Origin of the sequence: Acinetobacter sp. XS-4 (genome assembly GCF_023920705.1) — a bacterium.
GTDB lineage: Bacteria > Pseudomonadota > Gammaproteobacteria > Pseudomonadales > Moraxellaceae > Acinetobacter.
The window spans coordinates 242452-265350 of sequence record NZ_CP094657.1 but is presented as its reverse complement, the minus strand read 5'-3'; the positions used below and the strand labels follow the sequence as shown (position 1 = coordinate 265350).

Here is a 22899-nt window from a genome sequence, read left to right as displayed (position 1 = left end):
TTAATAAAACGATTTACTTTTATGAGCCCCGCAACACATTTAAGGGAGAAATTAGCCACAAAATCAAAAGTAAATGAAGGAATATGGTACAAAAATAAATCTTACGGAATGGTTGTTTTTGTGTTTTATGTCTCAGTTTTTGTTGTGCCCACCATGCGGCAGGCCACCCCCCTAAAAAGCTGACAATGTGCAATGTTTGCTCAGGTACACGGCGATTACCCAATTGTGCGGCTTCTTTGTCTTGTGAATATAACCAGTAACTCAGCACATTCATCATTAAAATAAACAATAAGGTATAGGCTGGTAAAATATGAATAAAACTCATAATTCCCATTAAAACGAAATAAAACACGATCCCCATTTGCATTGCAGACCATGGACTGGCTTGAAAAGAAGATTGTGTTTTTGCTGGCTTTGACATTTTACGAGTTTGAGATGCTTTTAAATAAGTGACCTGCTGGGCACGAAAGCGACCTTGCTCATCGAGAATAATCAAATATTCCAAAGCACAACCAATAATTGGTCGAGGTCCGGGGCGTGCAAAATCTTTGATATGCAAAAAGACTCGCTCTTTTTCAGCATCATCTGGCTGAATAAAGCCATAACCTTTTTCGTCGAACCATTCGACTAATCGCCCCTGATCTCGCATCTTTATTCCTTTATCCTTTTACATGGCTCAAACGGTCTTGCATCATTGCTCGCATTTCTTTCGGATCTTTTTGCAAGATATCATCGCCGGTACGTCCTTCTTCTTTATTTTTTTGAGCAACTTGCAAGCGCATTGACCAAAAACGGCATGCTGCCATTGCCAAGAATACATCTAAACACTCAAGTTCATCTGAAGTAAGCACACGAACTTTTTGGTATGCCTCCAAGTAAGCCGCCACTTTGTCTGAGTTTAAATGTGCTGCTGGATATTCGGTACAAAAATCATTGATGGTAATCGCAATATCAAATAGCAACTCATCTTGATTTAATTCGTAAAAATCTAAAATACCTTGTAATTGCTCGCCTTCAAACAAAGTATTGTCACGGAACAAATCTGAATGAATAAAACCTGTTGGTCGGTTTGAATACTGCGCTGTTTTCGCATTAAAAGCTTGATAGACCTGCTCAAGTAATGTTTGGTCATCTTGAGTCATGCTTGGTTGAAGCTGCTGTGCAACACCTGTCCAGTATTGGTGATCACGTCGATATTCACGCTCAAGTGGAAAATCTTGTAAAGCCACATGTAGCTTCGCCTGTGCGTCAGCAATCGCTGCAACTTGCGCCACTGTCGTTTGCATGGGATGGTGACCCATTAAACGTGGTGCAATCTGTGCAGGCTTATCTGCAATCACATGAACCGCTTGTCCGCTATGTTTTAACGGCACAGCAACAGGTACATCATGAGTTCCCAATTGTTCAAGAACAGGAATGAGTTCGCCTGCTCCTTGTGCATCTAACTCTTCAAACACTGTGAGTACATATTGTTTGCGGCTTACATCAACCAGAAAATAATTGGTGTTTTGAATACCTCCCTGAATTGGGTTCAGCTCCAACACCTCTAATCCATAAGGTGCAGCAAAGGTGCGAACTTCATCTAAACTCAACGGGGTATAAACCGACATGGAAAACCTGCAAAAAACATCTGTGAAGTTTGATAGAATACCTCTTCCCTCCATGAAGGTGTAGCGCCTGTGTAGGAACTTTCACCAACGGCGATTATTTTTGGAAAAAGCTATGCTTGCTAAACGTATTATTCCTTGCCTAGACGTTGATAACGGACGCGTAGTTAAAGGCGTTCAATTCCTCGATATTCGTGATGCTGGCGACCCTGTAGAAGTGGCGCGTCGCTATAACGAACAAGGTGCAGATGAAATTACTTTCTTAGACATTACCGCTACACATCATGGACGCGATACCACTTACCGTACTGTTGAACGTATGGCCGAGACTGTATTTGTGCCATTAACTGTCGGTGGTGGTGTACGTAAAGTTGAAGATATTCGTGCGTTATTAAATGCAGGTGCGGACAAAGTAAGTATTAACTCAGCTGCCGTATTTAACCCAGAATTTGTTCAAGAAGCTTCACAGCACTTTGGCGCGCAATGTATTGTGGTTGCGATTGATGCCAAAAAAACTGGCGATAACAAATGGGAAATCTTTACTCACGGTGGCCGTAAACCAACGGGCATTGATGCGATTGAGTGGGCTGTACAAATGGCTGACTACGGTGCGGGTGAGTTACTGATTACCAGTATGGATGCCGATGGTACGAAAGCAGGTTACGACATTGCTTTAATGCGTGCTATTAATGACCGCGTTACCATTCCAACCATTGCTTCAGGCGGTGTAGGTAACTTACAACACCTTGCAGATGGAATTTTACAAGGTGGTGCCGATGCAGTATTGGCAGCAAGTATTTTCCACTTTGGTCAATATACGATTCCAGAAGCTAAACAATATTTAGCTGAACAAGGCATCGAAATGCGCTTGTAAGCTTATTGATATTTAAAGGGGCGATATGCCCCTTTTTTATGCAGCACCATCGACCGAATTTAAGTCGCTAACCAGTTGAGGTTTTTCTTTTTTCTCGACCCATTTTGCAGGAAAGATTTTCTCTACTGCTTGAGACAGCGGTCTAGCAAGCGTAGTAGGTAACCGTATACCCAAAGGATTTTGTTCTTTTAAATCTGCCGAAGACACCACCCGTGTTCCCATCACATAGTCAAACCAAGGTTTAGTCACACACCAATTGGCGTCTTGATTAGAGTTCATGTGGTGATCGTAATGCCACGGAATTTTACGCTTTGCCCAGTCGGGCTCTAAATGCGCACGGCGATGAATATAATAATAATTTCCTGCACTGTACCAAGCTGCGAGAGCCATACCTTTTGAAAATGGGTAAAAAATTGCGCTTGAAACGGTTGCCACCACAGCAAGCGAAATTAGCTCATTTTTAGTTCGCCAGTTGCCAATGCCTTCCACATAGCAATCATCATGAAATTGCTGTTTACGGACTTCACGATGGTGTGCCCAATGAGACTCCATGCTTTTTGGCACGGGGCTATAGCGCGGTTTTCCAGCACGGTGTACACCATGCAAAATATATTTGTGTGCTACCCATTCAAATGCATTCGCAACCGCAATTCCTGCAATAAACCCTTTTAACATCGCCTAACTCCTTTTTCTTTTATTCAGAATATAAAATTCGCTATGCTAGGTATTGACCAGAATTTATGGTTTCATTGACAAATCACGACAAGAAAGAGGTGGTTAGGGATGCCACAACTAAAGAATTATACAGGCTCAGTATATGGAGGGCTCGGACACCTATTAAAAGCCTACTGTGAAGCCAATCAATTAGCGATTCCAAAACAATTAGAGCAAATTCAAAATCTGGAACGCTTTGACTACGTCGTTTGGCGGGACCTATTAGAAGCGATTTATAAACTAGACCCGAAGCCGGGATTAGGTCTAGAAATTGCCAAATACGTGCAACCCAAACACTTAGGAATTATTGCCTATCTCGCACTCTCTTGCGATAACTTAGGTGAAGCCTTAATTCGCTATCATGATTTTCACCGTCTGATTTATGATGGAAGCCCTCTAGTTGTTGAGCTACAAGGAAGATATGGCTCTATTCTTTGGGAAGCTACAGAACTCCACCCAACTCAACTTACCGATGAAATCGCGATTGCGCTGGTCATTCAATTTTTACGTCTTTTTATGTCTCATGAAGACGTGCATTTACATGAAGTACATTTCTTAAATGCTGCCCCTAAAAATATCAGGGTTTATGAACAATACTTTCAATGTCCCGTTCGTTTTAGCCAGCCGCGTACAGAGTTACTCATTCCAATTACGGAAATTCATAAGCCGCTTAGCAGCGCCGACCACACCCTACAGCAGTTATTGGTTCAGCAAGCACAAGCGCTATTAGAGCAATTACCAAATTCGACCCAACTTGATCAGCGCTTACAACATTCAATTTTGACTGGACTGCAAAAGAATCAATATCAAATTGAATATATTGCTGCTCAATTAGGCCTGTCCGTGCGGCAACTCCAAAGACATTTACAACAACAAAACACCACCTTTCAGGAACGTGTTCAGCAAGTACGATTTATGCTCGCGACTGAGTATCTAAAAGACCCACATTTAAGTTTACAAGAGATTGCTCTTCTGCTTTGTTACTCGGAACAAAGTGCTTTCCAAAGAGCTTTTAAGCATTGGACCAATCAAACACCACAGCAATGGAGAGAGCATTTTTTAGACAAAGAATAACCAACCAAAACTTACAAATCTTTTCTTGATTAAAACAACACTGAAAACAAAAATTTCATATAGTCACATGCTTCAAATTTATGTGACGCAATTCACATTAATTAAAATAGATTAAATAAATGAGTAATCAGAATGAATAAATATTTTGCTGAATTTCTAGGTACGTTTTGGCTAGTCTTTGGTGGTTGTGGTAGCGCAGTATTAGCCGCAGCTTTCCCTGAACTTGGTATTGGCTTTGCAGGTGTAGCCCTTGCCTTTGGTTTAACCGTACTGACAGGCGCCTATGCTCTAGGGCATATCTCAGGTGGACATTTTAATCCCGCGGTAAGTGTTGGCCTTTGGGTCGGCGGCCGCTTCGATGTTAAAGATTTAATTCCCTATATTGTTGCTCAAGTGGTCGGTGCGACTGCTGCTGCATTTGTTCTCTACATTATTGCTCAAGGCCAAGCGGGCTTTAGCGGTGTTGGTGGTTTTGCTTCAAATGGTTTCGGTGATTTATCACCAAACAAGTTTGGCTTAGGTTCTGCTTTCTTAATTGAAGTTGTACTTACTGCTTTCTTCTTAATCATTATTTTAGGTGCAACTGACCGTCGAGCGCCTGCTGGCTTCGCTCCTATTGCGATTGGTTTAGGCTTAACGCTTATTCACTTAATCAGTATTCCAGTGACAAACACTTCGGTGAACCCTGCACGTAGTACAGGCGTTGCATTCTTTGCTGAAACTGCTGCTTTAAGTCAGTTGTGGTTGTTCTGGGTGGCTCCGATTTTAGGGGCTGTGATTGGGGCGATTATTTATAAGGTAGTTGCTGGGGAGAAGGATTAACTGCACGACCACAAATACCATGTTCACTCAAGTCGTAGTTGTGAGGTAATGCCTCACTTTTGAGTGAGCAAAAGTGACAAAACTCATTCGTTTCACTGACGTTACTTCCATGTAACGCAGTGAAACAGGCGGCATCCGTGCCGCCGTCTCGATAGCAAATTGAGTAAAATAATATTTATTACAAAAACGGATTATTAACTTCTTGTTCAGCTGGACGTTCGATTTTTTCAGGCAATTCTTCTTTTTCCAAAGCTGCAACCACTTCGTTTAAAAAGCTCTGCAAGGCCTTCGCTTGTTCTAATCCGATTTTGTCTTTGGTGATTTGCAAGTTGCCATAAATGCTGACGCAATCGACATCATTTTCTAATGTTAAATCTTCAATTGAAGAAGACTCTGTACCCTTTTCAAATGGCTTAAACATAGGTCTTGTCTCGTTGTTATATCTTCACAGTGTAATACGACCAATTTAAAAAAAATCGATCAAAATTAAAAGAGCCGATAAAATTAAGAATGCTCCCATAAGGATATTAAAATATTTCAAACGGTTGCCCTGATTCAATACCACTGAAAATTTATCACCACAGAACCCCCAAAAGAATAAACACACATAGCAAGTGAAGAAATAAATAACGATAAAGATCGGCAACGACTGTGGGTTTTCAATGCTTGTAAACATGGTAATACCCGACACACAAGCTAACCATGCTTTCGGATTGAGCCACTGTAACAAGAAACCATCTTTAAAATTAGGAATAATCATCTGTTCTACAGGAGCACTTGAAATGGAAATATTGGCGGCAGAAAGAATAATTTTTATACCGATATAACAAACAAATAGCGTTCCACAAATCGCAAGAATCTTTAATACAACAGGAAACTGAGTTAATAAACTCTGAAGACCAAATGCCATAAAAATTAAAAGTAAGGTAAAACCAATCGTGGCGCCTGAAATGTAAGGAAGTGACCGTTTTAAACCATGATTTAAACTGGTCGATAAAATGACGGTATTTACTGGCCCGGGGGTAATAGACATTGCAAATGAAAAAAGAAACATCGAGGCAAACATTGTTATTGTCCTTATTAAAATAGAATCCATAGACAGATCTGTCTATGGATTCTATTTTAAACATTTACGGTGTTGCAATAACAATCAAAAAAACTGTTTATTTCATTATTTGCAAGAAATAGTTTACCAACGCTTCAACCAGTTGCTTCACAATCGCTTGACGTGTTTCTTCATCAATCGTTGGAACTTTTGCTTCCATCGCTTCTGATGAGCCACTTTTTTGCTTTTTAAACTGGTCTTGTAACGCTTTAATTTGATCGGCGTTTAAGTCCTGCTCACACTGGCTCTCACCATCCCAATGTAAATAGTCTAACTTCTGATTTGGCTTAACTGACGTTGCCGTTAAAGGTAGACGATAAACATTACGCTTTTGTTGCTCAGTTAACTGCGGGAACAGGTTAACGCCTAAACGTTCTTCAAGGTAACAAACACTCACCACTTTCACTTGTAGAGAGTTGTTGTTGGGTGCGTAGTAAGCCCCAATAGCGCCAGTTTTAGGTATATATACTGCTTTATAAACGGCTGTTGGAACAATGACCCCCTTCCCAATCGTTTTAAGGCGTTTACCCTCAAAAACAGGGCCTGTAACCACATAAACATCTTGTTTTTGCTTAGTCGCAAGGGCACGCGTAGCTTCTTCAAGTTTACGCCAAACTTCCTGATTATTTTTAGGTGCTTGCGGCACCATATTACTTAACGAAAAGCTATCGGACTGTGAGCTTTTATTTGGCATATCGCCATTCGGTGCCATATGACCACGGTCATAACCTGAACCACGATAATCACTTAAAAGTGAGCGATGCTTTTGATCAATACGGGTTTCTTCATGGAAGTTATCTTCACGCTTAATTTTGACACTCAAACGCTCCGCATTTAAATGCTCAGCCGACCATAACGGTGTTTTAGAGATGCCTGAATACAAGACATTAAAGCCATTAAAACAAAGCGGATAACTGTCTTTTTTTAAGCTATCTTTATTTAAAGCAGGGGGAACTTCACGATAGAACTGATTAAGACAAGTCGAGTTAGTGCTTAAAGGTGAAAACCACTGCGAAATCTTTTCACTACCAAATGCAATCGCAAAACTTCCAGCCGCAATACAAGCAAGAATAATCTTGCCAAAGTGCTCACTTAGAGAGAATGAGTTTGTACCTTTACTACGTTTTTTACTTGCCATGTTTCTATCAATACCACTGTCCACATGCAGCTTAACAATCCTGCTTTTTTAAGTATATCTCTTATCTTTCAAATGGTTAAAACATGGTCATCTTTTTTGTAACTCCATTTCCCCTTACGTAACAATCTGTTGGAATTATGAGAGGCTTTGGCTATTGAATTACGCCAATTGCGTATCTTTCGTTGAAAAACACTGATTGCTTATGACATGGTTAGCTCCACAAATTTGGATAAAAATATAATCGGAGTCCACTTAATGATCCATTCAAAGATTATTGGTATTGGCGTAATCACGGGATTATGTAGTATGGCCGCTTTGGCTGAGCCAGCAGTCCAGCCAGGAGATACTTTAGAAAGTTTGTCTAAAGTGAAAGTTACGACAACGGTAAATGGCCAACCTGGTTCTATTAGCGATTTAGTCAATAGCGGACAAGTACAGCAAGTTTCTGCTGCACCGACAAATGCAGCGCCTACAGGTGCTCCTATTCCAGCAGACGTTCCACCAGCGCCTCCAGCAGGCGGTGAAATGGCACCTCCAGCTGCACCAATGGATGCTGTACCACCTGCACAAGATCAGGCGTCTCCAGCACCACAAGATCCTAATGCTCCACCGCCTCCAGCAGATCCAACTCAGTCGGCAGACCCGATGGCAAAAGATGGTGGTTTGCCAGCAGATGCACCTATGCAAGCTCAATAATCCGAGCCATAAAAAAACCAAGACATCTGTCTTGGTTTTTTTATTACATCAAATTTTTAGATTTCGATTTGGCTACCTAACTCAACTACACGGTTGGTTGGAATTTGGTAGAAGTCACTCACTGGACTGGTGTTACGCTGCATAGAGATAAATAGTTTTTCTCTCCATGGAGACATACCGTCGCCCACCGAATGAACAATACGGTCGCGCGAAATAAAGAAGCTGATGTGCATCAAGTCATATTCAAGACCTAACTGCTCATAAGCTTGCATAAGTGCTTTTGGTACATTCATTTCATCTTTAAAGCCGTAGAAGATTTTAATACGGAAGAAATGCTCAGCTAGAGTTTCTGTTGAAATACGCTCTTCTGGTGCAACAAATGGTACGTCTTCAATGACTACTGTTACCAAGATATTACGCTGATGCAGCACTTTATTGTGCTTGATGTTATGCAGCATGGCATGCGGCACAACGTTTGGCGTACCCGTCATAAAGACAGCATCACCCGGCACCCAGTGCACACTATTACCAATACTTTTCACAAACAAATCTAGCGATAAAGTATCGTGTTCGAGCTTGGCAAAAGTAAGCTCACGACCACGTTTCCATGTCATTAAGATGGTCACAGCAATCGCACCAATTAATAATGGTACCCAACCGCCCGACAAGATTTTAAGTGAAGTTGCTGCGACTAAAACTGACTCTAAAATAAAGAACGGAATAATCAGGAGTAGCACTTTTGGCATGCTCCACTTCCAAGCCGAATAGATGAATACAGCAACCAAAATCGTGTCACACAGCATGGTTAAAGTGACAGCTAGACCATATGCACTTGCCAAGTTTGAGCTGGTTTTGAAAATCAAAATTAAGATAATAATTGCGATTAAAAGTAACCAGTTTAAGAAAGGAACATAGATCTGACCTTCTTCAGACTCAGAGGTATGTTTAATACTTAAACGTGGTAAATAACCCAATTGAATCGCTTGGCGAGCAAGTGAAAACACCCCAGAAATTACGGCTTGAGAAGCAATCACGGTTGCCATGGTCGCCATAATAATCATTGGGTAAAGTGCCCACTGCGGCACCAATAAATAGAATGGGTTTTGAATCGCCGCTGGGTCTCTTAATAGTAAGGCACCCTGACCTGCGTAGTTTAAAACCAAGCACGGTAACACCACAAAGAACCATGCGAGGCGAATTGGAACTGGTCCAAAATGTCCCATATCGGCATACAGTGCTTCACCACCAGTGACTGTTAAAACGACAGCACCCATAACAAAAAAGGTCATTACGGGGTGGTGATAAATAAACTGAATCGCCCAATGCGGACTAAACATGCCTAACACCACAGGAGTCTGAATGACGCTGTGAAGGCCTAATAATCCTAACGATAAGAACCACACCATCGTGATCGGGCCAAAAAACTTGCCGACAAAGGCCGTACCGTGTTTTTGTACCAAAAATAACGCGATGATAATGGTGATCGCAATTGGCATGATGAACGGGTCAAACACATTGGTTGCAATAGACAAGCCTTCGACTGCCGACAGTACTGAAATCGCTGGGGTAATAATACCATCACCAAAAAATAGTGATGCGCCAATAAAGCCAATCGCAATCATGTAGATTTTTTTGTTGTCGGCAATTTTGGCTTTACGCAGGTTCAATGCGAGTAAGGCCATGATTCCGCCTTCGCCATTGTTATCTGCACGCATGACAATAGCGACATACTTGATGCTGATGATCAGCATTAAGCACCAAAAAATAATGGATAAAATTCCTAATACGTTTTCAGGCTGAATTCCCAACCCATGCGCTGCATGGAAGGACTCTTTTAAGGCGTAGAGTGGACTTGTTCCAATATCTCCAAAGACCACCCCAAGAGCTGCCAAAGCCGTGGCAGGCAAGGTTGCTTTTTTGGCCGTATTTTGCATTGTGTAATTAAACCAATATGATTTTTATCGCAATCTTATCACCTCTATTATTTTTTTTCTGTAATGCTCATCTTAAATCTTGGCAGAACTCGTTTTTTTAGTTACTATCGCACGCCTTGGTGAGGTGTCCGAGTGGCTTAAGGAGCACGCCTGGAAAGTGTGTATACGTTTGCGCGTATCGAGGGTTCGAATCCCTCTCTCACCGCCAGATTTGTTATATACGGTATTATGCCGTAGTGTTAAATTATTAATTTAAAACAAGATTTACATCTTTCACGCTACAGTACACTACAGGGTTCTACGGTAGCATACTGATATCTTTGTCGGTACAATTGTCGGTATATTCATTATTTTTCTCCAATCCGCATGTATCTATGTGGATTATTAAAATTTGTACCGACAGATATGGCAAAACAATCAAATAAGTTAACAGCTAAAACCGTTAAAAATCTAAAATATGACTCTAATCCACAAGGTAAAAATAAACATTCTGATGGTGGAGGTTTATATTTATTAACGCACAAGAATGGTTCAAAATATTGGCGTCTAGACTATCGTCGTCCTATTAGTAGGAAACCAAATACTTTTGCAATTGGGGTATACCCAGAAATTTCACTTGAGCAAGCAAGACTTAAACGAGATGAAATTAAAAAACTTCTTTCGAATGGAGTTGATCCTGCTCAAGAAAGAAATAATCAACGTAACGAACTAAAAGCCAATTTAGAAAATACATTTAAAAAATATTCAGAAGAATGGCTGAAGATCAGAGAACTAGAGGGTAAAGTCGATAGTGAAACTATTCGAAAATTAAACAAAGATATATTGCCCTTTATTGGTGATATGCCTGTTACCAGTTTTACAGTAGAACAGTTAGAAAAAGATGTAACAGAACAAATTGTCAAACGGGGTGCTCTTGAGTCAGCAAGAAGAGTTAAATCAATCATAGGAATGATTCTAAAACTTGCACTCAAGAAGCGTATAATTTCTTATAACCCTGCGTATGATATTACCCTCCCGAAGCCTATTAGAGGCAATCACAATGCTATTGTTAGTGAAAGGGAGCTAAAAGAATTACTTATCAAAATCTGGCAATATAGAGCTGAAAATCCTCGAGCACGAAAAAGGACTGAGCTTGCGCTCAAACTATCAGCTTACATTTATCAGCGGCCAAATGAAGTACGAGGTTTATTGTGGAAATCAGTAGATTTTGAAAATCATTGTTTGAGTTTTAAGGCTAGTAAAACATATCAAGATCATATTGTTCCCCTATCACGTCAATCATTTGACATTCTAAAAGAACTAGAACAATTAAAAACAACTTCCAAATTTGTTTTCCCTAGTACGAAAACAAATTTGGAATGCATGAGTGAAGATACCATTCGCCAAGCCTTAATTCGTTTAGGATATAAAGGAAAACACACAGCTCATGGCTTTCGTGCTACTGCAAGAACCTTATTGGGTGAAGAAATAGAATATCGAATAGATATTATTGAACATCAACTCGCCCATACCGTAAAAGATCCAAATGGTACGGCTTATAACCGTACTAAATTTTTAAAGCGCAGAAGGCAACTTATGCAATTATGGTCTGACTATCTAGATACCTTACGACAAGGGGGAGATGTTTCAGTTTTTAAACCTCAAGATAATGATAATTCTTTTATTTAATATGAAATTGAACTGTGGCAGTTCTACCTAACTTTTTTTTTAATTTAATCAAAACTACTCAAGGTGATAAATTGGAATCTGCTAAAAATATACTCGAAAAAAATGATAATTTTTTATCAGTTGGAAAAGCTTTAGAACTCATCAAAGCCAAAACCGATCTCGCTGATGACTCAGAAGTTGCAGAGTTATTAATAAAAATTGATATTAATGAAGATTGTACAGGTTACAATCAGTTCCAAAAATTTGATAATAAGCCTTTAGAGCTATATCGAGATAATTACAGCTCTTCTCTTTTAGATAAGTTACTTTTAGAAATCGCAGCTAATAAAATCAATAGTAACAGTGATATTCCTGAGCTAAAAAATTATGCATGGATAAAGAAGAGTTTTTTTATTGAATTTGAATATAAAACTGGTATAGATCTTCAAAGTATGGAAATAGAATTTACGCAAGAAAAGTCTGCTGAAAATATAAGACTAACTAATGAAAATAATAAATTAAAAGAAGAAATTAAAAAATTAGAAACATTAATAGAAGAAATGCAGCTTACCTATCAATCTTCTAAAGATCTTGTCAATAATATCTTTAATGAAGAAAATCCGTATTATGCACCAGATTTAGTTTCTTCAATTAAGTTATGGGAGTATTTATATTTAGAAGAAAAGACTGAAAAAACACATTCAAATCAAGCAAATAAGTGGGTAGAAAACCATACTGGTTATAATGGCTCACAAATTGGAGGAGACTCTTCAATAAATCGAATAAGAGAAATCGCTACACCTTTTTTAAAATGGGGCTCCACGAGAAATAGAAATTATAAAAAAAAATCTAAATAGTTAATTTTTAATAACAAAAAAAATAGGTGGGGTATTATTTTATTTTACCCCTCTTACCTGACCTTACTAAAAATTTGCTTCACTACGAACATCTACAGTGAACAACAGGTTAGTCTAATATCATATGCCAAAGCAAAATATAACTTTTAATCTCTCTGGTTATGCTCGCATGGCTGAAATAGCAACTACAGCAGAGCGAAAAGCTAGAACATATGTAAACAAACATGGTAAAACCATAAAAATAAAAGGGAAACCAGCTAAAAAAGGCATTCTTCCTTTAGGAGAATCAACTATTTGGGATAAAGTACGCTCAGGTGATTTTCCACAACCTATTCGTTTATCCACAAGACTGACGGTATGGCGAATAGAAGACATTGAAGAATGGATTAAATCAAAAGAAGTTGAGGTTTAATCATCATGAAAGATTTTTCTTTACAACAAAACTATCAAAACGTCATAAATTCAATTAACTGGAAAGCACCACAATATTTCGGTACTGAGCTTTTACCTGTAAAAAAATTAGAACGGGAAATGCTTCCTCGAGAATTGGCAGATTATGTATTTGGTGAAGCAAGAAGAGCGGACAATATGTCCCCTGATTTGATAGCCATCTGTTTAATTACAGCCTTAGGTTCGTTGCTAGGTTCTCGAGTTGGTATTAAACCTAAAAAATTAGATGACTGGAATGTTGTACCGAACCTCTGGGGGGCAATTGTAGCTCCACCAAGTAGTAAAAAATCTCCAGCAATGAATATTGGCACCCGCCCTTTAGATATTTTAATTGATAAAGCAAAAGCTCTTTATACAAAGAAGTGTAAAGATTTTGAGGTGACTAATTTAGTGTATCAAGCTCAAGAAAAAAAATTGAAGGAAATGTTAAGAAAGGCTGAGACTGCTGAGGAACAGGAAAAAATTGTATGCAATTTAATGGAGTTACAAAATAAAAGTTTAGTATCGCCAACTTTGAAAAGATATATGACTAACGATTCTACCCCAGAGGCATTAGCTGAAATCCAAAAAGACAATCCTGCTGGTATTTTAAGCAAACGGGACGAATTAATAGGTTTACTTTCATCACTTGATCAAAATGATACTGATACAGGTCGATCGTATTATCTAGAAGGGTGGAATGGGACAGGCTCATATACTTTTGACAGAGTTATGCGGGGAAATGGACATATAAAAAACCATTGTTTATCCGTTCTGGGTGGTATCCAACCAGATAAATTGATCACTTACTTAGAAAAGTCAATCAACGGACTTGGCAATGACGGGCTTTTACAAAGATTTCAATTATTAGCTTATCCTGATGTTGATGATTGGAAATATGTAGATGAAAAGCCAAATAAAGAAATTCGCCAAAATATTTATAATCTTTTTGAGAAAATAGATGCACTAGAATTTCAAGATTTTATTGAAATTGGAGCACACTCTACAGATAAAAATGAATTCAGGCCGTACTTTAACTTTTGTGAGGATGCCCAAGAACTTTTTATCGAATGGACAACCAACTTACATACTAAAAAAATTCCTTCAGAGGAATATCCAATTATTCAAGAGCATCTATCAAAATATGGTAAGTTGATGCCAAGTTTAGCTCTTATTTTCCATATCATTGAATGTATTCAACACAATTACAATGGAGAAGTTAGCAAAACGGCAACGGAGCTGGCAATCCATTGGTGTAATTATCTTGAAACACATGCAAAACGAGTCTATGGTTTAGTTACTCACTCATCAACACTACGAGCAAATATACTTCTACAGAAAATTCAAAAAATTCCATCGAATCATAGTTGGTATTCTGAAGGATTTACTGCAAGATTAATTGCACAAAAAAAGTGGAAGAATTTAACAACAGTTGAATTTGTAAATGATGCTCTTGAAGTTTTAGTAGAAAATCATTGTGTAGAATTTATGGAATCTGAACTATCGGATAAAGGTGGGCGTCCTTCAAAACGTTTTTTTATAAATCCCCAAATTCGTAAATAGTGCAAAAAGGTTACCTACAAAACCTACGAAACTAGGTTTCGTAGGTTTTGTAGGTGCGGTTTAGACTATAAAACGTTATTTAAAACCCGCCTTCTTAAACATCTTTTGTAAATCTTTTTCAAACTGCTTTTTTACTTTCATTACAGCGTCCTTTTGAATCTTCCCGAATCTTTGTTGCTTACCACATTTTGCACATGTAATAAGATCTGAAGCTCTAAGCTTAGCTGGTGCATTGAACTTATCGCTTCCGCATGAACAAATCATATTAACTTCTTGTGACGACATAAAAGTAATCTCCAAATTATTCTTTTCACCTTTACCTTATATTTTTTCCACAGAAATAAAATATATAAAAATCATTAGAGCGACATCTCATGTCGTTCATTTATTGCTCAGATCAAGTTTTAATATATGATGAAAAAACAATCTATATTGGAGATCTAATATGTCAAAAAACTCTAAGCAAACTTCGAAATCTGTTGGATCCTTAGCCTCTAAAGTTCTAAAAGATTCATCATCTTCTTCAATTCAAAAAGAACTTGCAGGCTCTGCTCTATCTCAATCTCATTCATCAAAACAAACTAGCAGTGAGATGGAGACAAAAGCCTCACAAGTATTGCAAAGTAATAAATATAATGACACCACTAAAACATTAGCAGCATCTGTGCTCTCTCAATCAAATAAGGAGAGATAATTCAAACTTCGGTTACAACTTTATAAGGAAATTTTTTTAGAGAATGGACTCTCTTAAGTGGCACTTCCTAATAATGAAATTTAATAAGTAATCTAAGCTTTTAAACAAACTGATTTAAAAACAATTTCACTGAATGACTCTGGAACAATATCTTCAAACTTCAATTTTTCATGGGTAAAATTATACTTAAGGGTTCTATTCGCATTATAAATATAGAGTTTTTTTAATGCCCTTTTTCCATCCTCACAATTAAAGTATTCTAAAGAAAGCATATAGTCATTTTTACGCGTATTTTCAGTATCTATGCGAAAGATTACTTTTTGCCATACTTGCTTTAAATTTGTATCACCATTAACAATTTTGATTGATTCTTCATCATAATAAAGTGAATGATCATCTTTAATAGAAATAGCTGTCCAGTTTGCTCCATGTGAAAGCGATACCGATAGAGCGAATAAGATACTACAGTGAAATAAAAACTTATTATTCATATAGATTCTCATTTCTTACATACAGCTTCATAGACGCTATAGATTGTTGAACCTTTCGATGCTTCCGAAATATGTTTTTTACCCCATTCATTTTCAACTCTCGCCAATTGATCATTTTTATAGGCTCTTATTGACTTGAATTGATATTCATTAGAATTACAGTAAATATATAGCTTAGCTTTCATATACAGGTTGTCCCCAACTGACGTATGAATTGTAAGTGCAAAACTATTTGTCGCTTTTAAATGCTCTAATGTATCAACATCAACTTTAGAATTATCACTACCTAACCAATTCTCAGCAAAAATTGAAGTACTTGCACAACATATCAATATAGACATTATTTTTCTTAACATTAGCTATCCTCATTTTAATTAAATGAGGATTATAGTCCGTGGACTCTTAATCCGCAAACTTTAATAGTTCTATTCTTTTAGGATATGAACTATGAATGATTTACCTAGTCGAATTGGACTTTTAATTAGGAAATCTAGAGTAGAAAAGAAGATTACACAGGAGAAATTAGCTTTACTTTGTAATATTGACAGAAGCTACTTAGGTCGTATAGAGCGTGGGGAAGTTAACATAACAGTGGTAAAATTGTATGAAATTGCTGCTGTATTGAAGGTTCAACCAAGAGAACTTTTACCAGATATATGATGACCAGTTTCCATCTAGTCGTCATATTTTTTAAGAAATTTCATCAACATTGATCTCATTGTTATATATAAATTTTTCGATAAAGCTTCCTGCTTCCTCTTCATCAAGTGTTTTTGAAATTTCACGTGGTAACTCCTCTCCACACATCGAATAAACATAGCGCCTTAAATCATACTCTTCAAAGCTTTCTGCATAGGTCTGGTATCTCAGAATAATTTTAAGATCGAGTTTCGGTAGTTGAGCATTATCCCAAGTTTTCTTTGCCCGACTAAAATAAAACTTCTTTCCGAAAGTATATAAACGTCCAGCTTGTTGGCGTGTACCGCGAAACACTGCATAGACATTCATATAATGCTGCCATAGCTTTAAATCATGTGGAGCACTGCTATTCGGCTGCGAAATCATACGACTGATAATCTGGGTTAATTCCTTGCGTTTCTGTTCAATACATACCTGTGTGAACCGCCAAGTCCAAGAAAAGCTTTTAGTCGGTTGGCGATAAAATTTACCTTGTTGAGACCCATACTTTTTATGGGTTAAACGAACTAGTTCCACCTGACCTTTGCCAAAAGATAAATCCAGATATGGCTTATTCAGTACACACTGGAAATTCTCTGCATCATCAAAGTACTTTTTGAGAAAAAATAAATCTTGATGTTCTTGGTCTTTGTTCCATGTGGTATTTTCTAGCTCATTAATTTTGTCCTTCACGAGCTGTTGCCTATTCATTTCCTTAACTCGATCATGGGCATTTTTTGCATGATCGTGACTATATGGAGTTGTTATCAATAGAACAAATAGCCAATTATCCAGATTTAAACTTTTTTGAATAATGAGATCGGCGATCGGAGTACTTTGACTCATGCGATAGCTACGTTGTCGGCTTGTTAATTTAAGCTCATAACGTTGATGTAGTTTTTTGATCAATCGAGGAATGTGATTAGAGTCTTTCGCTTCAATAGTAAACATTGAATAGTAATATGCTCCACGAGCGACTTTATCCTGAATTTTTTGAGCGGTATATTTAGTATGTGGGGAATAATCAATCATTTTTTATCACTCAACTATACAGTTTATATGTCAATCAACAATGCACTTTTCTTCATTGTTCTCATCAGTAATTCAATGTGTAAATCAACTAAAGTAACAGTGCTTTTTGGCTCTTTTTTAGGTTTGAGCGATGCTCAAACACAAAGATGGTGTAGTCATTACTAAGATCAATTCACCCTATTTTGTAAGGCGACAATAAAGTAGTTCCTAATACGACCAGCCACTTAATCAGTTCATCTTATATATTTTTATTTAATATATCAATATTATTGATATATTAAATAATCTTTGCTAATATGAATACATATCAATCGTATTGTGGATTGACCATCCATCCTGACTTTTCTTTTTAAAAGTTGTTTTGGGTGGCTGACCCTCATTCAAAAACTTTGATGCATATTGCCCTGAATATTTAGACTAACCATCTCTATATTCGCTGATGTAGCGGACTGCTGGAGAAATCTCGCTCGGTACGCTGCAACGGGGGCTAGAGGAGTGCAATATCCTCTTTCTATCCGATCACTTCTAAAAGTTCCGAAGACTCCGAAGTGGTTGGGCGACAAGGACACGGGAGCTTATAAGCGATTTTTATCGTGAAATGGTCATTTGGTGAGGAATTGCCAAATTAGATTAATAAAGTGATTTGTTGATTGAAACCCTGTTCAAGATGAGACAGTCAGGAGCAGTACAGGATGTACGATAATCTCCGTTAATAGCTGAGTGTGTATGCTTGATCGAACAAGTCTTTAGGCTTGGAAAAGTGTGCTCATTTCCAATCACGATGGCTGCTGAGAGTACCGTGAGGTACTAGGACTTTGAGGCTAACGCTGGATAAGTCGGCACCATTTAGCTCAAGCTAAATGGGTCGCTGGATAGCTTAAACGTGTAACGGCATTAATCGATAGATGCTGATTGGAGTGTAAGAGTTTTACCCTTGTGGAAGTTATATATACATCATATCCCGATATTTTTAAGGAACTACGGTCGGGGGAAACTGGAAGTATGTATGTAAGCGAGAGGATAAACGATCTGCACGATAAGACATTTTGGACTAACTTGGGAAGCACTGTTTTCAAGACTTAAATTGGTTAAAAGTCAGTGGTATGAATACAGTGTGAGAGCGATGGTGAGTAGCGCATATAACATAAGCTTACTTCTCTGGAATTGAAGTGAAGTGAGAATGTGGAAAATGTAACTCCCGACTAAAATATCTATGTTATGTAATAATCCTCTGAATTATTTAATCTCTTAAAAGATCAGTAATACTTAAAGATTTTACTTAAATGATGATTTTAACTAATCATTGTTTTTTAGTCGGTGGGGTGAAGTGAGAGAGCTAACTTAAAGTGAATCCTCAAACAGCCTGATTTAAGTTGGGTTAAACATTGCGAAAGCTGGAGTCGGCACATACGGAAGTATGTTCGGCAATATGTAAAGAGAAAGGTTAATGGAATACTGGACGTATTTCTGTGTCGGGAATTGGTCTTCCCGACTAAACCAAGATTGGTACAGTATAAGTATTCTGAAGTTTGGTCACTGATGAAGTTTTTACTTATATGAGTTTGCAAAGTACTTAACTTGAGCTAATGCTACACCAGCATGAAAAATTAGGTGGCTTGTTATTCCTATTAGACAAGTATAAAACTGCTATCCGATGGCAGAAATATGAAATGGAATATGGCTTGAGTCAGCATGAATAAAATTGAATAGCCAAATAAGGCGTAAAAATTTACTCAACAAAGAGTATAAAAAATGAAATAGGCTCAATTCTTCAAGAATGAGCCTTAACCAATTAGTTGGTTACAAATTTAAGAGTAAAAAATGCCTCTCTAATGAGACCTTATGTTCAATAGCTTTCTCACATATAATAGCTCGCAGAATTCTATCAGACTGAAACATGGAACATATTGACCTAAATCAAGATCAATTCTTACAACAAAGATCGCACATAGAGCGAAAAAAGCTTGGACAATATTTTACTGGATTACAAATAGCCAAATTTATGGCGAGATTATCCCGCATAAAGCTATCTACAAAAAATATTGTAATTTTAGATGCGGGTGCAGGTGCAGGTATTTTGGGTATTTGTGCCGCCTATCATGCTGTTAAAATGGGCCATAATAAAATTTCTCTTATATGCTATGAAATAGACTCAGCAATTCTTCCTCTACTTAAGCAGCACTTGGAAGAGACAAAAGAAAGTTTAGAAGCTATTGATATAAAATTTGATTATGAAATAAGAGTATCAGATTTTGTACTTTCGCCTCCTACTGAATTTTTTGATCTTTGTTGTATAAATCCCCCTTATTTTAAATATTCTTCAATTTCACCTTACGCGAAATCAGCCAAGGATTTATTCAAGGGTGATCCTAATATCTATGCTCTATTTGTGGCAAGAGCATTAGATAGATTAAAACCTGAAGGAGAAATTATTTTTATTACTCCTAGAAGTTTCACTAATGGTTTATATTTCAAAAACTTCAGAAAATATCTCATCCAAAATAGCTCAATAGATAATATACATATTTTTAAATCAAGAAGAGATGCCTTTAAGAATACTGAAGCACTACAAGAAAATGTCATTCTAAAGTTAACAAAATCAGGGACTCAAAAAAATATTACTGTTACAAGCTCGTATGGTGTCGATGACCTTGAACTACCTGAGATAAATATATATCCATCTAAATTAATAATAGATAAAAACACATCAGAATTATTTATTAGAATTCCTGAAAATAAAAAAGATGCAGATATTTTAGAGTTGGTAGAAAGATGGCCTAATACATTCAAAGATTTAGATTACTTTATTTCAACAGGGCCAGTAGTTGAATATAGAGCAGGAGATTTCACCAAAGATTTAGAGAATATTGAGTCTATTCCCCTAATTAATGCACATCATATAAGCAATCTAGAAGTAAAATGGACTGGAGCACATCCTAAAGATCGTAATTTTAATTTAATTAATGGTTTTTCTAAATGGGTAGTGGATAATAACTATTACGTTGTTATTCGCAGAATAAGTTCAAAAGATCAAAAAAAACGTTTAACTACAGCAGTCTATATCCCATCCAACAGCAAACAGAAATATGTTGCTTTTGAAAATCACATTAATTTTATTGGTTCTAAATCTAGAAAAATGTCCAAAGAAGAAGCCTATGGCTTAGTATTAATATTAAGATCAGATATGTATGATACTTATTTTAGAAACATTTCAGGTAATACTCAAGTCAATGCTACTGAGATTAAAACATTAAAATTACCTTCATTAGACCTTATAAAAAAAATTGGAAAATGCTGGATAGATAATAAAATTAAAGAAAAAAACATTGATGAAATTTTAAAAGACACTCTTAGAAAATAACTACTTAAAATCAATTCAAATATACTTAACTATCAAAAAGAGATAATTAAGTATATAATTAAACTCCTATGCATTCCCCTCAATTATATCTATATCTTCCAACCTTGAATGATATTCAACTAAAATATCTTGAATAGTTTGTTTCAATGTTTGATTAGCACTTTCATGATAGGTTTCTTTACTTTCTTTATTTATTTCAAGATAATATTTCTCAGTAGAATATTCCAAAATATCATCGCTAAATTGTTGCATCATTACCAATATTATCTGCTTAAGATACTTTAAAGTTTCAAAGCTCAAAACAGCATGTTCACTATTCTCTCTGCCATGTGCATTATGATTACGGCATTTTAATAGCGTTTGATCAATTACCTGAGCTATTAGTGACTTATCCTCTTCACTAACTAAACAGTTCCTAAATGGAGGGATTAAATCTTCTAAATAGTAATCATGTATTTTCATACCTAAATTTTCAAGAATACTCGAAAAAACATTTTTATTAAGATTACTTTCCGTATTAATTAAGCTGTTATTTTTATATTTATCAGCATCATCATAATAAGTTTTTATAAAATATCTTCCAGTTACCACCTCATCATATTCAGAAAAATAGCCCAATACTGAAGATAATTTAACTGTTCTTCCTCCATCTTTAGGGTGTGCATTTGCCAGTTTTTTCATACTTTTTCTTAAAGCTAAAATCTTAAAATTAATACTTAAATCAGCCATATTACATTGTTGATCTGAAATATATTGCAAATATATTAAAGAACTTTTCTTAATAAAACCTTCCCAATGACTGTAGAGAAGCAGTGTTAAGGACTTATTTAAAGCCGTATGGATTCTACTTTCACCATCTGTCAGAGAGCTTTCTGCTGTAATATGCAGTCTATTGATTTCGCTTCTTCTCCAGCTTAACTCTTCTGACAAAAGTGTTTCTAGTCTTGCTAAATCAATCATTTAAATATTCTTCTAGAAATTTCTGTTAAGTTAACAAAGCGGTCAAGTGCCTTTTTTCCATGTTTAGTATGCAGAATAAATTCTTCATTAGCATACACTTCTGTAATTTTATCCTTAATATTGGTAGAACTATATTTATCAATATTCTCAACTAAACCGACTAAAATTACTTCAAAAGCACTGTTACTGAAAGAACCTCTAAAGTTTTTCTTAAAAGATAAACCCTTCAATGAAGTATCAAGTAGATCAACTGCTCGGCTAAGTTCACTTATTTCTTGATCAACATCAAAACTATCATCTCCTATCAACCTAATTATTTCTTCATCAAAGAAATCTCTAATTTCTGTATAAGATAATGAATAATCTTCTATTTTAAACTTATTTCTTTTAGCCACTAAATAACGGACTAATAGTTCCATTGGATAGTCTTCTTTTATTTTATTTGAAGAAATTCCTAAAATCCTTGTAAATTCTTTACTCACAGCAAAAGCTGCTAATTTCTTATAAACACCTTCATCTCTCATAATAATTAGACAATTTCTAATTTCTTGTGGTGAAAGATGAGTTCCCCCTGTATTTAATCTCTGGAAAAGTTCAAATTTAGTATGCTCATTTTTTACTGCTGAGATTGAAATAACAGAGATATATGTTTTATTAATAAGTCTCTGAACTACTACACCCAAATCATCCCAATTCTTACCATTGAGCTCAGTAATCTTTTTTAAATTCTGCAGATTAAAACTTTTATATGTATCAGAAGATGTTTCTTCTATTTTATTAATTTCCTCTTGTTGCTCTACTTCAACTTGTTCTTCTTCAGATTGCTCCTCTTCAGATTGCTCTTCTTCGTCCTCCTCCTCTAAAGCCTTTTTATTAATTGAAAATGGCAAATTTTTCGCAAACTCCAAAATGGTGGATAATCTTTGTACACCATCTATAACTATTTCACATCCATTTTTATCAATCGCTACAAAAACTGGAGGTAAAGGAATTCCTAATAGAATCGACTCTATCAGACGAGACTTCTGCCCTATTGACCATCTAAACATCCGTTGAAAATTTGGATCTAAAATTAGCTCCTTTTCTTTATATCTTGTAATAATCTCTGAAACGCTTAAACGTCCATTATCTGTTTTAATCTCATCTCTCGAATCATGAATAGCTTTAAGTAAAGCTTCTTGATCTGAAGTTTGCATGTTGTATATCCCAGTTTAGAGTAAACT

24 protein-coding genes and 1 tRNA gene are annotated in these 22899 nt (G+C 36.5%); 12 read left to right on the top strand and 13 right to left on the bottom strand.

Annotated features, from left to right (window positions below; genetic code table 11):
• Positions 1-19 precede the first annotated feature (19 nt).
• A complete protein-coding gene (locus tag MMY79_RS01255; protein WP_252611428.1) occupies positions 20-649 on the bottom strand; it encodes a DUF1294 domain-containing protein in 630 nt (209 codons plus the stop codon).
• 10 nt (positions 650-659) lie between these two features.
• Positions 660-1610 (bottom strand): homoserine kinase, encoded by a 951-nt coding sequence (locus MMY79_RS01250; RefSeq protein WP_252611426.1) that lies wholly within the window; start codon positions 1608-1610, stop codon positions 660-662.
• Positions 1611-1722: 112 nt separating this feature from the next.
• On the opposite strand from MMY79_RS01250, the gene hisF reads away from it, so the two are divergent.
• Complete coding sequence (gene hisF / locus MMY79_RS01245; RefSeq protein WP_004789907.1) at positions 1723-2481, top strand: imidazole glycerol phosphate synthase subunit HisF; 759 nt, start codon at positions 1723-1725, stop codon at positions 2479-2481.
• A gap of 36 nt (positions 2482-2517) precedes the next feature.
• Here the strand turns inward: hisF and MMY79_RS01240 are convergent, their stop codons facing one another.
• A complete protein-coding gene (locus MMY79_RS01240) occupies positions 2518-3156 on the bottom strand; it encodes a hypothetical protein (RefSeq protein WP_252611424.1) in 639 nt (212 codons plus the stop codon).
• Between the two features lie 108 nt (positions 3157-3264).
• Here MMY79_RS01240 and MMY79_RS01235 point away from each other — a divergent pair, with 108 nt between their 5' ends.
• Together MMY79_RS01235 and aqpZ are read left to right on the top strand one after the other, a co-directional pair.
• Complete coding sequence (locus MMY79_RS01235) at positions 3265-4269, top strand: AraC family transcriptional regulator (protein WP_252611422.1); 1005 nt, start codon at positions 3265-3267, stop codon at positions 4267-4269.
• 132 nt (positions 4270-4401) lie between these two features.
• Entirely contained in the window at positions 4402-5091 is a 690-nt protein-coding gene (gene aqpZ, locus MMY79_RS01230; RefSeq protein WP_252611420.1) for an aquaporin Z, read from the top strand.
• A 178-nt stretch (positions 5092-5269) separates the two neighbouring features.
• On the opposite strand, the gene MMY79_RS01225 is transcribed toward aqpZ, so the two are convergent.
• The 3 genes from MMY79_RS01225 to MMY79_RS01215 all read right to left on the bottom strand — a co-directional run bounded on the left by MMY79_RS01225 (position 5270) and on the right by MMY79_RS01215 (position 7334).
• A complete protein-coding gene (locus tag MMY79_RS01225; protein ID WP_252611417.1) occupies positions 5270-5512 on the bottom strand; it encodes a hypothetical protein in 243 nt (80 codons plus the stop codon).
• A 45-nt stretch (positions 5513-5557) separates the two neighbouring features.
• Positions 5558-6157, bottom strand: coding sequence for a LysE family translocator (locus MMY79_RS01220; RefSeq protein WP_252611415.1), 600 nt, complete (start codon positions 6155-6157; stop codon positions 5558-5560).
• A gap of 97 nt (positions 6158-6254) precedes the next feature.
• On the bottom strand, positions 6255-7334 hold the full coding sequence (locus tag MMY79_RS01215) for a DNA/RNA non-specific endonuclease (RefSeq protein ID WP_252611413.1): 1080 nt from the start codon (positions 7332-7334) through the stop codon (positions 6255-6257).
• A 255-nt stretch (positions 7335-7589) separates the two neighbouring features.
• Between MMY79_RS01215 and MMY79_RS01210 the strand changes: the two genes are divergently transcribed.
• A complete protein-coding gene (locus MMY79_RS01210; RefSeq protein WP_252611410.1) occupies positions 7590-8030 on the top strand; it encodes a hypothetical protein in 441 nt (146 codons plus the stop codon).
• A gap of 56 nt (positions 8031-8086) precedes the next feature.
• Here the strand turns inward: MMY79_RS01210 and MMY79_RS01205 are convergent, their stop codons facing one another.
• Positions 8087-9964, bottom strand: a complete 1878-nt coding sequence (locus MMY79_RS01205; RefSeq protein ID WP_151766969.1) for a potassium transporter Kup — start codon at positions 9962-9964, stop codon at positions 8087-8089.
• Positions 9965-10082: 118 nt separating this feature from the next.
• Here MMY79_RS01205 and MMY79_RS01200 point away from each other — a divergent pair.
• From MMY79_RS01200 to MMY79_RS01180, 5 genes are all read left to right on the top strand, one after another.
• Positions 10083-10172: transfer RNA gene (locus MMY79_RS01200), tRNA-Ser, on the top strand.
• Positions 10173-10369: 197 nt separating this feature from the next.
• Positions 10370-11632, top strand: coding sequence for an integrase arm-type DNA-binding domain-containing protein (locus tag MMY79_RS01195; RefSeq protein WP_252611409.1), 1263 nt, complete (start codon positions 10370-10372; stop codon positions 11630-11632).
• A gap of 14 nt (positions 11633-11646) precedes the next feature.
• Positions 11647-12468 (top strand): hypothetical protein, encoded by an 822-nt coding sequence (locus MMY79_RS01190; protein ID WP_252611408.1) that lies wholly within the window; start codon positions 11647-11649, stop codon positions 12466-12468.
• 124 nt (positions 12469-12592) lie between these two features.
• A complete protein-coding gene (locus MMY79_RS01185; protein ID WP_252611407.1) occupies positions 12593-12880 on the top strand; it encodes an AlpA family phage regulatory protein in 288 nt (95 codons plus the stop codon).
• A gap of 5 nt (positions 12881-12885) precedes the next feature.
• Positions 12886-14460 (top strand): YfjI family protein, encoded by a 1575-nt coding sequence (locus tag MMY79_RS01180; RefSeq protein ID WP_252611406.1) that lies wholly within the window; start codon positions 12886-12888, stop codon positions 14458-14460.
• 75 nt (positions 14461-14535) lie between these two features.
• Here MMY79_RS01180 and MMY79_RS01175 read toward each other — a convergent pair whose 3' ends face one another.
• Positions 14536-14745 (bottom strand): hypothetical protein, encoded by a 210-nt coding sequence (locus MMY79_RS01175; protein WP_252611405.1) that lies wholly within the window; start codon positions 14743-14745, stop codon positions 14536-14538.
• Between the two features lie 160 nt (positions 14746-14905).
• Here MMY79_RS01175 and MMY79_RS01170 point away from each other — a divergent pair, with 160 nt between their 5' ends.
• Positions 14906-15154, top strand: a complete 249-nt coding sequence (locus tag MMY79_RS01170) for a hypothetical protein (RefSeq protein WP_017403282.1) — start codon at positions 14906-14908, stop codon at positions 15152-15154.
• Positions 15155-15246: 92 nt separating this feature from the next.
• Here MMY79_RS01170 and MMY79_RS01165 read toward each other — a convergent pair whose 3' ends face one another.
• Together MMY79_RS01165 and MMY79_RS01160 are read right to left on the bottom strand one after the other, a co-directional pair.
• Positions 15247-15645 (bottom strand): surface-adhesin E family protein, encoded by a 399-nt coding sequence (locus MMY79_RS01165; RefSeq protein ID WP_252611404.1) that lies wholly within the window; start codon positions 15643-15645, stop codon positions 15247-15249.
• 8 nt (positions 15646-15653) lie between these two features.
• Positions 15654-16001, bottom strand: coding sequence for a hypothetical protein (locus MMY79_RS01160; RefSeq protein ID WP_252611402.1), 348 nt, complete (start codon positions 15999-16001; stop codon positions 15654-15656).
• Positions 16002-16092: 91 nt separating this feature from the next.
• Here MMY79_RS01160 and MMY79_RS01155 point away from each other — a divergent pair, with 91 nt between their 5' ends.
• Complete coding sequence (locus MMY79_RS01155; protein ID WP_252611399.1) at positions 16093-16305, top strand: helix-turn-helix transcriptional regulator; 213 nt, start codon at positions 16093-16095, stop codon at positions 16303-16305.
• Positions 16306-16335: 30 nt separating this feature from the next.
• Here MMY79_RS01155 and MMY79_RS01150 read toward each other — a convergent pair whose 3' ends face one another.
• On the bottom strand, positions 16336-17355 hold the full coding sequence (locus tag MMY79_RS01150; RefSeq protein ID WP_252611397.1) for a hypothetical protein: 1020 nt from the start codon (positions 17353-17355) through the stop codon (positions 16336-16338).
• 1897 nt (positions 17356-19252) lie between these two features.
• On the opposite strand from MMY79_RS01150, the gene MMY79_RS01145 reads away from it, so the two are divergent.
• The gene (locus MMY79_RS01145; protein ID WP_252611395.1) at positions 19253-20716 is read left to right on the top strand and encodes an Eco57I restriction-modification methylase domain-containing protein; all 1464 of its coding nucleotides are present in this window, start codon (positions 19253-19255) and stop codon (positions 20714-20716) included.
• Between the two features lie 66 nt (positions 20717-20782).
• On the opposite strand, the gene MMY79_RS01140 is transcribed toward MMY79_RS01145, so the two are convergent.
• Together MMY79_RS01140 and MMY79_RS01135 are read right to left on the bottom strand one after the other, a co-directional pair.
• Complete coding sequence (locus MMY79_RS01140) at positions 20783-21676, bottom strand: MAE_28990/MAE_18760 family HEPN-like nuclease (protein ID WP_252611394.1); 894 nt, start codon at positions 21674-21676, stop codon at positions 20783-20785.
• Positions 21673-22872, bottom strand: a complete 1200-nt coding sequence (locus tag MMY79_RS01135) for a DUF262 domain-containing protein (RefSeq protein ID WP_252611392.1) — start codon at positions 22870-22872, stop codon at positions 21673-21675. Before MMY79_RS01135 ends, MMY79_RS01140 begins: the two co-directional genes overlap by 4 nt.
• Positions 22873-22899: the final 27 nt, after the last annotated feature.